This is a genomic window from Candidatus Methanoperedens sp., assembly GCA_027460535.1.
Classification (GTDB): domain Archaea; phylum Halobacteriota; class Methanosarcinia; order Methanosarcinales; family Methanoperedenaceae; genus Methanoperedens.
The window spans coordinates 37,800-52,064 of sequence record JAPZAR010000008.1 but is presented as its reverse complement, the minus strand read 5'-3'; the positions used below and the strand labels follow the sequence as shown (position 1 = coordinate 52,064).

Sequence of the window (14,265 nt, the reverse complement as noted above, 5' to 3'; positions counted from 1 at the left end):
AATTACTACTTTAATGGTATCTATAAGTTCATTAATTTTTTTCTCAATTCATCTTTTTCATCCAGGTTGGCAAGATTTATGCGCCTCATTGTATAGAGTTCTGAATCAGTTATTTGCCTGACAGATTTTTTAAAAGTTTCCGTGTTCCATTTATCGAAGCTTGCACTGATGGTTTTACCAGTCAATCCATCTGATTCAGATGAAATTAGAAATTTCACACAATCAACCACAACCTCCATTGGGACTGAGCCTTCTTTTAGCTGAATCTTTGTTTTTTTGAAATGCTCACCTGCGGTCCCTTCCCCGGCCTGGAGCGTAGCATCGTGTATCTCGGTAGCAACAAATCCTGGAGCTACACAATTTACCTGTACGCCAAGGTCTTTTAGCTCTACTGCAATGTTCTCTGAAAAGCGGACCACCGCTGCCTTGGAAACAGCATAGGCGCTGTAATTGGGAAAAGCGCCAAATGCACCACCCCCTGAAAAATTAATTATTTTCTTAACTTCGGAGTGCATAAGAAGTTCTAAAAAATGCTTTGTGACAAGGTATGCTCCGAACATATTTATCTCAAAAGTCTTTTTCCACATTTGTGAGTCGGTCTTATCAAATCGTCCTATTGCCCCAAAAAGACCTGCAGAATTTATTATTACATCAATGTGATTAAATTTAGTCTTAACAAAATTTAAAAGGTCGATAACACTTTTTTCATCTGATACATCGCAGGTGTGGTAATATATATTTTTACCTTTTCCAGCCACATTTTTTAAATTCTTTTCCTTCCTGCCGCAAATAATGACCGAATTACCATATGCACTTAAATCCCCGGCCAATGCAGCCCCTATGCCGGAGCCGCCGCCTGTGATCAATATATTAAGATTCCTGTTTTTCATTTTTACTCCTTTATTGCCATGCCAATTGCGATATATTTAAAATCTTCAAGCTCTTCGATTCGGTTGGAATAGAGATTGACGCAATCAATTATTAAAGGATATTCCATGAGTTTTCTTAACTTTTTGACATCCAGCGCCTTAAACTCATCCGGGTCAGTGAGCAGAATTAAACAGTGGGCTCCTTCCACCGCGGCATATCTATCCTGAGCAATATCCACATTTCCAGGATGACCTGTGGATCTTACGAGCGGGTCGAATGCGCTGATGGCGGCTTCATCCGACAACTCATCGATTAATTTTAAAGCAATGGAATTCTTTAATGACGTTACATCCCTTTTGTAGGCAAGGCCCCAGATACATATTCTTGGTTTTTTCACGTTCTGGAATAAATATTCCCGTAATTTTTTCTCAACCCATTTGTAACGGGTTTGATTCAAGTTCACGAGAACCCTGATCAGATCCGAATTCAAGTTTTTATTTTCCTCAAGCTGTGAGAGAGAGATCATATCACGTTCAAGGTTCCCACCCGTGACCCCGAGACCTGGCCGAATATATGCATAAGGACCTATCCTTTTATCGAGCCGAAGCGCCGGTATTATTTCATTCATGTCCGCCCCATAAGCTTCACAAAGATCGGCAATGGCATTGGCATATGACACGGAATTAAAAAGATAAAAATTGATGGCGAGTTTTGTAAGTTCGGCGCTTTCATATCTCATGACCACTAAAGGTGCACCAAACCCATTCAGCCGGTTTTTAAGATCAGCATATTCATCCAGGCCTTTCCCGGCTTCAGTCCCCAGGATTATCCTCTCAGGCTGAAGAAAACGATCAACCGCATTTCCAATTATTAGCGTCTCGACCATGTAAAACAATTCAAAATCTAAATCGGGTCTCCTTTCTTTTATATGTCTTTTCAATTCATTGCAGGTTCCTACCGACACCTGGCTCATTACAACTATTTTAGTTCCATGGCAAAGATGCGGTATTGTTTTTTCAACTAGCTCATAGAATGAACCATAGTCGCTCCTATTATTCTCATCGGTCTTTATGTCCTGTGTGATGAAGACTGTGCTGCATCTCGATAGATGGCTAAAATCAGTGGTAAACCTGATGCTTTTCCTGCTTTTAGCAAAAAGATCAGCAAGTTTCGGTTCCTCTATCGGTAGTTTCCCGGATGCCAGTTTGTTAATAATTCCCGTGTCCGGGTCTACAGCTATCGCATCCGGGAATCTGGATGCCCAGCATATGCTTGAGACTATACCTAAATGGGTCAATCCTACAAAACCTGTGATGTTTTCATGGTTCATCTGTTCACCGGGTTTTTATATTTGAAATAAGGGCGTTGATGGATTTTGTTATATACAGATCATTTTCATATGAAGATTTTCCAATGTTTATCATTTTTTCAAAATAAGCGATGTCCTCTTCCCATGTCTTATCTTCTCCTGACGAGGTAATGACGCTTTCTCCCGGGACTCCGCTTGGGAAAACGCGTTCGCGGTGGATAAGCCGGCTCCCGCCCCATTTATGTAGCCCGTATAGATGAAGCGACCCCTTGCTTCCGAACGCCTCGATAGTGAATGTATTTTTCCACACGATTGTGCTGCATAAAAAATGGAACCTGCCGTCAACAGTTGAAAATGCACAGTAATCAAGCGCATTCGCTTCAAAATTACCCACTCCGGTAATCCTGTATTCACGCTGATGTTCAGGGAACAGATATGCTGCGAGGTCAAGCAAGTGGCATCCCAGATCATCTAAAACGCCGTGCCCTGCATCCCGCCAGGTGCCGATGATGTTCGAGACGGTTCCGTTCCCGTAAATAAAATTAGCGAAGTAAGGCTGGCCGATAGCCCCATCGTCCAAAAGTTCCTTAAATTTGATGACCAGAGGTTCAAAACGGTGGTTATATGAGGTGTACCAGATCACTCCGCTGGCTCTTGCACTGGAATCTAATCTATCCGCAGTCTTTTCATCTTTGAACAACAGCGGTTTTTCTACTAGCGCGTGTTTTCCGTTTTCTATGAGATATTCGAGAATATCCATCTTGACCGCATTTGGAACCGATACCACAGCAGCATCATAGAGATGAAGCGGGACGCCTCTGCAATCACTGTATTCTGCATCTTCCAGGAAAGGGTCCACGATTGCCATACATTTTTCATTCAGTACCTTGTGCCTCTTTTTACCAATATTCCCATAGCCGATTATTATATATCTCATAGTTCAGATAAATATTGTCTGTAAAAAATTCTCCTGGAAGATCAGGCAAATTTTTGCTCATGGATCTTTTTTATTTTAGCCTCAATTTCTTCAATTGAGATGGGGATATTCCCTTCTTTTTCACATGCTATTGCAGCTCCCATACTTCCAAGTACCGAACTTGTCAGGATATTATTTGAGGCTTTATATGCAAGAGAAGTAGCTGCTAACATGGCATCGCCTGCTCCCGTTGCATCGACCAGGTCTTCTACGAAGCTATCGATCATGAAAAAGTCCCTTGGATTTTCATTTACATCCCTGTACACTAAAATACCTTTTTCACCGAGCTTCAATATCAAATACCTCGCTTTGGATTCCTTATACAATTTTGCACCAAGTGGCCTGATACCTGTATCCTGGTCACCGAGTGCGAATCTCGCTTCTTTCTCATTCGGGAGGATTATGTCAAAGTTCTTAAATTCCAGAATGTTCCCCCATCTATTACTTACCTGGCTATCTGCAACTTTTATCGCGCCCTGATGTATCTTCCTGCTGAACAACTTTATTGTCTCTTTCTGGAAAATACCGTGCCTGAAATCACTGAAAATAACAATATCCGATTTTTCCCATCTTATTTGATTGCCTATCTCTTCTAATATCTTTTCAGAGACGATGCTGTTGTCAAGGGTATCGACCTGCAATAGTTTGTATCCATCTGCCCAGAACCTCTCTTTCATTGTTGTCGGTCTGGTATTGTCGATGATGGCATTAATCTTGATATCCCACTTATTCAGGTCATCAATAACGAAATCTTTCAGATTATCGTTTCCAAGTACTGTCGTGAATGTAACATCCGCACCCAGGCTCTTCAAATGTTTTGCCACTATTCCTGCGCCTCCAACAAACATCTTTGATGTTTCCAGTTTTATACTGAATGTTGGAGTTTTGGTTGTCGGTCCCAAAACCGTGCAATAAGAATATTTATCTACTATCGTATCCCCCACGACATGCACCTTTATACTTCTAAATTTATGAAGTGTGCTTAATATGTCTTCAAATGTTACTTTCTCTGCCTCCATGATCGCCATTAGCTTGTCAATGGAGATCTTGGGCTTGTGAACTGTCAGGAGGTGGGTGGATGAATATACCACATCCCCGGGGCTGAATAATACCTCTCCTCCATATGATGAGATCGCTTTAATTTCTTCCTTTGTCTTTGGGTGGATTCCATCCTTACTATATTCAAAGCCCTTTACAAAAAAATCAGGTTTAATTTTAAGAATATTTTTGATGGGTGTTGCTTCATAGTCTACAATTACATAATCAACCATTTCTAATGCAGCCAGGTTTTTTGCCCGCAATTCTTGCGGCACATAAGGTCTATCTTCACCTTTTGAAATAAATTTGTCAGCAGTAAAACTTGCAATTAAAATATCACCTTTTTCTTTTGCATAAGTCAAGTGTCGGATATGTCCCGGATGAACTATGTCAAAAGTGCCATGACACATTACCACTTTTTTTTCTCTAGGCGGTTGACCAATAATTTCACAAAGCTCTTCTATGGTCTTAATCTTGTTTGAGTAGTTTAACGACATATCATTTATCACTCTAAATCATGTATTCTTTAATCCATTATTTGCTTAAATATTTGAACCAATCTTTTGTTGCAGAAGCGATCGTTTCCGGGGTCCAGGCAGGGGCAGCCTTCCAGTAATCTATGTTCTCAAGCATGATCTTTACACCCTCTTCAAAAGAAATTTTTGGTTTCCATCCAAGCAGATCCTTTATTCTTGTTATATCAGCAAAAGTGCAGTCGGGCTCACCAGGCCTCTTAGGAATGTGTACCACATCTTTTCCCCCCAGGAGCTCGACAAGACGGTTAACGCTATATGTATCCCCGCTGCCAACATTGAGTACCTCGGATGTCAGGTCAGATAACGCTGCCATGAGGCAGGCATCCACGACGTCTGTCACAAAAGTAAAATCCCGCGTCTGCGTGCCATCTCCAACTATTGTAAAGGGTAGTCCTTTTAGTTTCTGGGCAAGAAAGACTCCAAATACAGCACCGTAGGTGCCGGATGTACGGGAGCGCGGCCCGTATACGTTGAAAAATCGCAGCGATACCACCGGCAATTTGTAAACATTTCCCCAGTGGAGCACCATCCGCTCTCCAAGATACTTGGTGAGAGCATAAGGATATTCTGTCCTTGTTTCTGCAGTCTCGGGAGTCGGATAGATATCTGGGATGCCATAACATGAGGAAGATGCTGCGTAGATGAATCTTTTTACTTGATTCTCCCGGCACAGCTCGAGCACATTGAACGTCCCATCCACATTCGATCGAAAATATTTTTCAGGATGCTGGATGGATGGGACGATATCTGCAAGGGCAGCAAAGTGGAAAACCCAATCTGCTCCGTCAAAATAATGGCTGATGGCAGCCGTATCGTTCACGTCAGCACCTACGACCTGCAGGTTCCTGCGTCCCTTCTGGTGCGCAAGATTCTCGGGCCTGCCCGTGCTGAAGTTGTCAATGGCGATCACATGATGACCATCTCCGAGAAGCCGATCAACCATATGGCTTCCAATAAAGCCCGCTCCACCTGTAACAATAGTTTTCATTTTTCGCATAGAATCTTATCTTACTCCATTTTTCCTGAGCGTTTCCATCGTTTCAGCCAATGCATTTTCTATAGTACTGATTTCCCATTCCTGCATCTGTGGGGAGATCGGAAGACTTAATTGTTCATTGAACCACACATGCTCACAAACCGGGCATTCTCCAATATCATGTCCTTTCATACGTAAGATCCCGCCCAGATGGATGGGCCAGAACCGTATAACGATGTCGATCTTATGCTTTTCTTTCATATGATATACGAAATCATCGCGTTTAATGCCTGTATTGCTGTCAAGGAAGAATGTGAAAAGATGCCATGCGTGTTTGCAGCCGGGAAGGATTTTTACCGGCCTTAACCCATCTATCTTTGAAATTGCCTTGTTATAGCGGCTCGCGATCTTTTCCCTTTGGGCGATGAAGTCATCCAGCTTTTTTAATTGAACGCGACCTACTGCTGCTTGTGGGGTGGACATACGGAAAGATGTCCCCACCTCATCAATCCTCGACCAGTCGTAGTCCCATGCATCCCCGGCATGCATGAAGATCGGGGATTTCGGTTTGGGGTAATTCCCAAGATTTGTGGTTTTCCTTTTGGATTTCTCGCCGTATGGGAAACATGTCCTGATGCCTCGTACCATTTCGGCGTAAGAATCATTATTCGTCGTAATCATTCCCCCTTCCCCCAAGGTGGTTATGTTTTTCATTGTGGAAAAAGAGAAGCAGGTAATATCGGCAAATCCCCCCATTTTCCTTCCCTTATATTCCGCGCCAACAGCATGGGCTGCATCTTCAACAACTGCTAATCCATATTTTTTGGCTATCCTCAGGATTGCATCCATATCCGAAGGATTTCCCCCATGATGCATAACGTAAATCGCTTTTGTCCTGGGGGTTATGAGAGATTCTATCGTCCCAGGGTCCATATTGAGTGATCCCGGGTCTATATCAGCGCATTTGATATCGACGTTGCGCTCGATCAGAGCCACGATAGTGGCCCAGAAAGCATTGGCCTGGCAGATGACCTCATTCCCCGGGCCAAGATGAAGCAATTGCGCTGCGATGCGAAGCGCCCCTGTACAGGAACTCACAGCCACTGCATGCTTCACATTGCAGTACCGGGCAAACTCCTGTTCAAAAAGATCCACGTCTTTCCCGCGTGTAAGGGGTTCCCCCGATTCGATCACGCGGCGGACAACGGCTATTTCTTCCTCGCCCAGAATGCTCCCAACCGGATACTCTTCTATTAAATCTTTGCTCATTTAACTCCGATCACAGCACAATTTTTCCATTTTTTATCTGCGTTTTATACCATGCCATATTGAACAATTCCGGATTATCTTTATCAATCAGGTAATTCTCAAATGCAAAGATCAAATCCTGGATTGCATTTTCTACATTCCTTGTAAAAGAAAATCCAAGCTCCTTTTTGATAAGTTCAGAATTCAGGCTGTGGCTTCTTTTATCAGGTCCCACTGCAGTTTTTATATCGCATTTTACATAACTTTTGACCATTTCGCCCAATTCCATGAGCGACATTGTCTCGGCCCCGCAATTGTAGGTCTTTCCATTGATTTTTTCACTATCTGCAGCGAGCAATGCCATATAAGCGTCCACCATATCATCGATATGGATGTGGGGTCTGACCCTCTCTCCGCCTTCGATAACGATTTTACCCTCGTAGTAGCCCTTGAATGTTAAGAGATTGACGATCAGATCCAGTCTCTGGCGCGGGCTGTAGCCGCATACGGTAGCGGGACGGATGCTGACGGTAACAAATTCGTCCGAGGTCTTTGTTTTCAGGTATGATTCAATTATCGCTTTTGTTTCGCTGTATAATGACACAGGGGCAAGGGGAGTTTCCTCAGTAATGTCAGGATCGTCATTAACTCCATAGACACTTGAACTGGAAGCAAATATGAATCTTTTTAATTTATTCTTGATGCTGGCATCGATCAGATTTTTCTGTGCATCGATATTTACAGCTCTTGTAAGAGATGGCTCAAGGTCGCCCATGGGATCGTTTGAGATCGAAGCCAGATCGATAACAGCGTCCGGCCTAATGCGTTTGATAATATCCCTTACTTCATCAAATTTCCGCAGGTCTATATTATAGCATGATAATTTCCTGTTAAATGGAAGATAGTTCCCGTATATCATCCAATCCAGTACATATACCCTGTAACCCGATCCAAGAAGCTCCGGGACAAGCTTGGTTCCAACATATCCGCATCCACCAGTTACCAACACTGATTTGATTTCATTCATCATGTTTCACCGTTGACCATTTTTGATCTTTTAATAGCTCCTCATGTGTTTTACCTTTTCTGAAAGGAACTTTTATCCCTGGCATACTCCAACAATCTTATGTGAAGTTTTTCTATCTTTTTCATGATTTTGTATGCAGGCTTATTCCAGTGCCTTCTCTATTAAATATCTGATATTTATTATAATCCTCTGGTTTTAGAATTATTTGTCTCCATTTTCATACCTTTAACTATCTCCTTTTTATTAAGTATTTCCATAAGTATTTGACATTGTATAGTCCCGAAACCAATAAGTTCTTGACATCATCAACAACAAGCCTCTAACAAAAGCATAGGCTTATAAGATTTTATATTATCTATATCACTTAATTTTTATTACATTTAATCCCTTATTGATTGTCCATTTTAAATACTCAATCTTCCTATTGCCTATAACTATGTTCTTAACATAAATCCAATTCATAATAAACGGATACAGTCTTCGATGACCTATCCTAAATATCGCCTCACGCGCTAATTCGTCCAAATCTTTATGATCGGGTGTAAAATTATAATTTTCTGTTACATATTTTAAAGTAGCATTTTGTTTCAAAGTGTTAAGGTAAGGGTAATCCTTCTCCGTTACCGAAATATTATATTTCTCAACTATTTCACATCCCGGAAACGGTACAAAAATGTTATAAATTAATCTGTCCGCATTAATTTCTTTGGCAAATCTAATAGTCTCCTCTCTCTCTTGTACCGTCTCTGTGGGAATATTTGTCATATAATTCGCCAAGGTCCGAACTCCATTTTTTCTGCACATTTCCAAAGTATCTTTCGCCTGCTGTAACGACACGCCTTTTTTAAGAATTTTCAAAACTCTTTCCACACCAGATTCCAATCCGAAATCAACTTGGATGCATCCTGATTTTTTCATCCTTAATAACAGATCTTCCGATAGCAAATTAGCCCGAGTATCACATCCCCATATTATTTTGATACCGCGCTTATCAATCTCATCACAGATTTCGTAAACATGTTGTTTGTTGATTGTGAACGTTTCATCAAGGAAATAGATAGCATTAACTTTATATTTTTTTATCAAAATCTCCATCTCGTCAACTGCTTTTTTGGCGTTGATGAGTCGTTGAGGGCCTAGAAAGTGTTGTTTCGGACAGAATGTACAATGATAAGGACAGCCACGTGATGTATAGAGAGTTCCACAACTAACGAGAACGCCACGCAGAATACCATCTGTCAATCTAGTATAATAAGACATATCTATTAAATGGTAAGCTGGTGGTGGAAGAGTGTCTAAGTCAGCCAAAGGTCTCGGTTCTGTATATTTGACCGAATGTTTAAGGACTGAAATACCCTGGACATCGGTAATCGGAGTGTTGTTTTCTATAGACTTTGCTAACTCCAATACTGTAATCTCTCCTTCTCCAATACAAACATAATCTGCATATCCCAAAAATTCCTGCGGTGCGTAAGATGGATGGAAACCACCGACTACTATCGGGATGTCCTTTATTTTCTTGATTCCCACACATAGTTCTTTAATGTCAGATACATCTCCTAAATAGCATGTAAACCCGATGAGATCAGGGTGAGTTAAATTAATGTGTTCGAGAAGAACGGATTTATAATCTTCGTATGATTTTATTTCTTTACGATTAAATATTTCAACGTCTATACCATTCTTTTCCAGATTCGATGCAATACACATTAATCCCAGCGGTGGGATGTGACCATGTATCGCCGTTATGGGAGGGTTAACGAGCAAGACTTTCATATTTTATCCTCTCTGTGAAGATAATGGTAGCCGTCATCTCTTATAATGATATTCAACTATATCCACATCCATATTCTCTAAATATTCTGCAATGATATAAATCATAGTCGAGAATAGCAAATGTCTTAATCTAATTGGCAGCAAATTAACTAAATGGATATATTTTCGTTGCTTCCATGTGTACTTCGGTATTGCTTTACGCATCATCTCCACGTCAATCCACGATTTCGAAACCGGATTCCAGACAAATTTATGTTCGCCTTTACCTACTCCGCCAAAGAATACTTCACCATAGATGTGATGAATGAGTCCCGGAGCGGTTATAGTTATATTTTGTCCTACCCTGTTACATTCCTTTAAAAATAACTCCGGATCATCTAAATGCTCAATAACATGGTTAGAATAAATATGTTCAATAGATTTCTTTTTAAATGGTAAATACTGAGCGTCCCCAATAACCATATTTTCTTTTAGTTTCACTGGATACCCTGCTCTGTGAATGTGGTTTTTAAAGAACCGTTCTAAAAACAGATTGGCTTTTGGATTTGGGTTATGGCCGCTGCCAACATCTAATATCCAGTTCATCTATTGTTTAAGAATAAAGTTCGAGAGGTTTTGATTACCCAGAATCTTGATCTGGGATTTGAGCTTTGGTCTTTTTGGGCACTGTCCTATCCCTGAAATATCTTCAAATATCTCTTTAAAAAATCTCATTTTTATTAAATTCTCTCCTTTTTTTATTGATATCAGAACTAGAAACATATACAGTAGAATGTCCAGACGTTATTTTTATGCAGGGAACCGATGATTTCATCAAGCTGACCAAGAATCAGTACCCTTTTAAAAACCTTATTTAGATCCTCGTACAATTCATCGTAAGCGTACTCATGCAGATGATATTTCAGCCTGTTCGGCGTCAGAAGATCTTCGGGCAATCTTCTTGGAGTTGAAAGGAAAAGAACAGCGTCCGTATCCTTATGATCATTGATGGTCTTCAGGAATTCAAATGACTTTTCTCTGCTCATGTCCTGAATTACCTCAAAGCAGGTAATGATATCTTTATTTTTTATCACCTCTGGATTTTTTAATATATCTAAGTGTTCAAATAAAATATTCTTGGATTTGTAAGTTTTATTTGCTTTTTCTATCTGGGCAGGATCGATATCGACTCCTGTAATATCCCTGCAGAATTCACCCAGGTAAAAAGTTCCGTATCCTGTCCCGCACCCGATATCAAGAAGTGATTCATTACCTGATAGAATTGATTTGACAAATTTATACTTCGCCAGAGAGACCAGCAACGTGGTGTAATCCACTTCTCTCAGGTTATCCAGATCCAAATGGGAATAATCCTTAGCCGGACACATATTTTTCTCCTGATCTTATTATGATTTTTTGATAAAATTCCTCAAGAGACTTCCCTTGATGACCTGACAAAAAAATCTCTCTCGTCTTTATTATATTCTCTTTCAATTTCATAGGATCATAAGTTTTTATCATCTCTCCAATTTGATCTATCTCAGTATCCTTAACAGAAAAACCTATTTGATTTGTCTCAACAAAATCTTTTATGAGGGTATAATGATGACTGACTATGACTGGAATTCCTGCCTCCAGATAACCAAAAAATTTTGCGCCCATCGCTACTTTTGCTTTTTCATCGGTTAAACGTTCGCCCTGGATATTTTTTACAATGTCAATACCCCAATCATACTTTGCAATTTCCTTACTCAGTTCATTATATAGAATATGTTTATGAAAATGAAAATAATGCACTTTTTTTTCCAGTTCTATATAGTCTGTGGCTTTTCTATACTCCAGCGGATTTGAAGGATATATGTCCAGATGGATTTTTTGTTTTGCCAATTCTTTTATTAATGGAATAAAATTTTTATATTCATATTTTGGATCTGTTGAAACGCTGCCAATATAGACTAAATGTATCTCACCATCTTCTTCAGATAATTTTTTGGTATTTATATCTGCAAAAAGTTCCTCTTCACAACAGCCCCACCACTGAAGATCCGGGGACTCGATTTTATATCCATGCTGCCTGTAATAATCTAATTCAGATTGTGGTCCTTTATGACAAATCCCTTCAGCATGCTCGAAACAATATTTTTCATCTTCCCGTGTTCTCCTGTCCAGATTCTCTATTCCGGCAGTTATCCCAGTGAAGTCCTGCCCATCAAAGACCGAAGGCTTATTTGAATTCTCAATAACGATTCTCGGAATATTATTGGGTTCTGCATGTGCATGAAATATATCAACTTCAATGTTATTTACTATACTTTTCAATTTTTTTTCGCCATAATTTATTACTTTATTGAAAGCAAAGTTACAGCTTCTTGAAAGAAAGTTATTGTCTTTATTTTTTATGAATCCATAAAAAATGATCTCATCGAATATGGTTTCCAATAAGTCATAATTACATTTTTCGCATATCAGCAATAGTTTATATTTTTTTGTCGCTCTTAGGGCCTTTGCCTGCATGTATATTCGGATGCTTGGATCCTGCTGGACAAAACAAATGTTTCTCATTAATTTCAACACTCAAAATTTTATGCTATAATCTTAAGATCATTTCTATGTCCTTATTTTAGCGTATCTTCAAACAATAATATCATTCCTCAACCAGTATTAGATTCATTTCATAATAGAATTCCACGTGTTTTTCAGTCTGGCAAACAATTTTTTTTCTTTAATCTAAGTCTCTACTTCGCTACTCTTATCTATATATAAATATATGATAAGAGCGTGAACCTAATAGCGTATTGGAGCTATATAAGTGTTGTTTTGTTAATATCCTTTATTCCAGGCTTTGCAATAGCAAATCGTTTCAAAAATCTAAACACCTGCGAAAAATTAGCTATCAGTTTTGGCTTTTCTTTTTTGATACCAATCTTAATGGTTCCATTTTTTCCATTGAAGCTGGCATTTCTTGCGCGAATCCTTTTGATTGGTGTAATGATCGTTTCAATGTGGTACCTCGTTAAAAAGAGGGCAACATTAAAAATTGAGATTGATGCAAAGTTCCTCATCCTTGTTCTGGTTATCAGCATTGTTTCAAACCTCTTCTTCCAGACCCTCTGGGAATACCCTGTCATGGGAGGGGACTGGATCCGGCATACATTACAGATACCGTATGCTTTTGAGATGGGAGACTGGTCTCAAAACAAAGAAAAAACCCCGCTTTTTAGTCTACTGATTTATTCATATCACCATCTTCTCGGTACTTCGCTTTATCAATACTGGGTTTCTCAGATTATAAGTGTGCTAATAAATAGTGTTTATATATTTCCCGCTTATCTAATAGCCAGGAGAGTTTTCGGGGTTTGGGTGGCCAAGATATCAGCACTTTTCATGCTTGTAACCCCTTTCCTGATTTTCAATACAATCTATACATGGCCCAAGAATGCAGCTATGTATGGTATTCTGATGATGATTTATTTCCTTTTCTTCAGTGATCATGATATTAGGCTTCGCTATCCATTGGCAGGGTTTTTTGCAGGTCTTGGGTTCTTGTTTCATAATTATTCTTTGTTTTATATTGGAATTGCTTTTTTACTACTGGTTTACAAAGAGAAAATGTATAAGGCGCTTCTATCTAAAGACATTATTAGCAATTTGAAGAAATTGTCTTTCTTTTTGCTCGTTTTACTCCTCTTCTTAGCACCCTATTTTGCATGGGTTTATTCATATTATGGAACTGTTTCCAATTCAAGAACCATTTATTATCCAATCGCGGTTAAAGGATACGAGTCAGCTTTCAACCAAACACCAGAAGAACTCTGGGAAACTTTTAAAGCCACTCCACTTAAAGAAATAATAATGCCTCGAATTAGTAATATTATCGCAACATTCACCCCCGCTACATTGCCTATAAATCCCTATGCGATAAACTTTCGTACTTATAATCCAATATTTTATTATACTCAAGATTATCCTGGAGGTCTTTCGACTCTGATGTACCTGCTTGTGGTAATATGGTTTATTGGATACATTCTCGGGAAAACAAGAACTGATAGGATACTGGTTGGTTTCTTGGTTTTACCATGGATAACGATCATAATTTTGTATGCATGGAGAGAATGGGGTCTCCTCACAGGAATACTGCATCCAACACTTCCGCTGTTGATCGCAATAGGTATCAATGAAATGCATAGATTGAGCGGCAAGATAGAATATATTTTACTTTACATTATATTTATTTCAGCCATAATTGAGGATGCCATATTTGGTGTGCTCATCGGAAAATTCTATTATATAGAAGGCGGGCTTCCCCAAGTAGCAAGAACCGGGCAGCAATTTATTCCTGACTTTCAAGTATCAGATTTTGTCTCTACTCATTTTCTGTTTAATGGAACTATTGATATGTTGACCAATTTTTTAATTTCGGTCGGAATAATAATATTGGTTTACATCCTCTACAGAGCACGTGAAAATATTGGACAGTTATAGTTAAGGGCAACATGGTTGAACATAAAGATTATAATAATCAAATCTAAT

The 14,265-nt window shown here is 39.5% G+C and carries 13 protein-coding genes; 1 reads left to right on the top strand and 12 read right to left on the bottom strand.

What is annotated here, in order from left to right; all coding sequences use genetic code 11:
- Window positions 1–20: 20 nt before the first annotated feature.
- The 12 genes from O8C65_02775 to O8C65_02720 all read right to left on the bottom strand — a co-directional run bounded on the left by O8C65_02775 (window position 21) and on the right by O8C65_02720 (window position 12,306).
- On the bottom strand, window positions 21–890 hold the full coding sequence (locus tag O8C65_02775) for an SDR family NAD(P)-dependent oxidoreductase (protein ID MCZ7355833.1): 870 nt from the start codon (window positions 888–890) through the stop codon (window positions 21–23).
- A 2-nt stretch (window positions 891–892) separates the two neighbouring features.
- Window positions 893–2,200, bottom strand: a complete 1,308-nt coding sequence (locus O8C65_02770) for a nucleotide sugar dehydrogenase (protein MCZ7355832.1) — start codon at window positions 2,198–2,200, stop codon at window positions 893–895.
- A gap of 4 nt (window positions 2,201–2,204) precedes the next feature.
- Complete coding sequence (locus O8C65_02765) at window positions 2,205–3,116, bottom strand: Gfo/Idh/MocA family oxidoreductase (protein MCZ7355831.1); 912 nt, start codon at window positions 3,114–3,116, stop codon at window positions 2,205–2,207.
- A gap of 41 nt (window positions 3,117–3,157) precedes the next feature.
- On the bottom strand, window positions 3,158–4,690 hold the full coding sequence (locus O8C65_02760; GenBank protein MCZ7355830.1) for a PfkB family carbohydrate kinase: 1,533 nt from the start codon (window positions 4,688–4,690) through the stop codon (window positions 3,158–3,160).
- A 37-nt stretch (window positions 4,691–4,727) separates the two neighbouring features.
- Window positions 4,728–5,726: an SDR family oxidoreductase gene (locus O8C65_02755; protein MCZ7355829.1), complete on the bottom strand. Its 999-nt coding sequence runs from the start codon at window positions 5,724–5,726 to the stop codon at window positions 4,728–4,730.
- Between the two features lie 6 nt (window positions 5,727–5,732).
- Window positions 5,733–6,974, bottom strand: a complete 1,242-nt coding sequence (locus O8C65_02750; GenBank protein ID MCZ7355828.1) for a DegT/DnrJ/EryC1/StrS family aminotransferase — start codon at window positions 6,972–6,974, stop codon at window positions 5,733–5,735.
- Between the two features lie 10 nt (window positions 6,975–6,984).
- Entirely contained in the window at window positions 6,985–7,983 is a 999-nt protein-coding gene (locus O8C65_02745) for an SDR family oxidoreductase (protein ID MCZ7355827.1), read from the bottom strand.
- A gap of 357 nt (window positions 7,984–8,340) precedes the next feature.
- On the bottom strand, window positions 8,341–9,756 hold the full coding sequence (locus O8C65_02740; GenBank protein MCZ7355826.1) for a radical SAM protein: 1,416 nt from the start codon (window positions 9,754–9,756) through the stop codon (window positions 8,341–8,343).
- A gap of 33 nt (window positions 9,757–9,789) precedes the next feature.
- Window positions 9,790–10,341, bottom strand: a complete 552-nt coding sequence (locus tag O8C65_02735) for a methyltransferase domain-containing protein (protein MCZ7355825.1) — start codon at window positions 10,339–10,341, stop codon at window positions 9,790–9,792.
- Window positions 10,342–10,470 (bottom strand): hypothetical protein, encoded by a 129-nt coding sequence (locus O8C65_02730; GenBank protein ID MCZ7355824.1) that lies wholly within the window; start codon window positions 10,468–10,470, stop codon window positions 10,342–10,344. It lies immediately after the preceding gene.
- A 38-nt stretch (window positions 10,471–10,508) separates the two neighbouring features.
- Window positions 10,509–11,123 carry a class I SAM-dependent methyltransferase gene (locus O8C65_02725; GenBank protein ID MCZ7355823.1) on the bottom strand — a complete coding sequence of 205 codons (615 nt, stop codon included), beginning with the start codon at window positions 11,121–11,123 and terminating at the stop codon, window positions 10,509–10,511.
- Complete coding sequence (locus O8C65_02720) at window positions 11,110–12,306, bottom strand: hypothetical protein (GenBank protein ID MCZ7355822.1); 1,197 nt, start codon at window positions 12,304–12,306, stop codon at window positions 11,110–11,112. Before O8C65_02720 ends, O8C65_02725 begins: the two co-directional genes overlap by 14 nt.
- Before the next feature lie 207 nt (window positions 12,307–12,513).
- Here O8C65_02720 and O8C65_02715 point away from each other — a divergent pair, with 207 nt between their 5' ends.
- Window positions 12,514–14,217, top strand: a complete 1,704-nt coding sequence (locus tag O8C65_02715) for a glycosyltransferase family 39 protein (protein MCZ7355821.1) — start codon at window positions 12,514–12,516, stop codon at window positions 14,215–14,217.
- The last annotated feature ends 48 nt before the right edge of the window (window positions 14,218–14,265 follow it).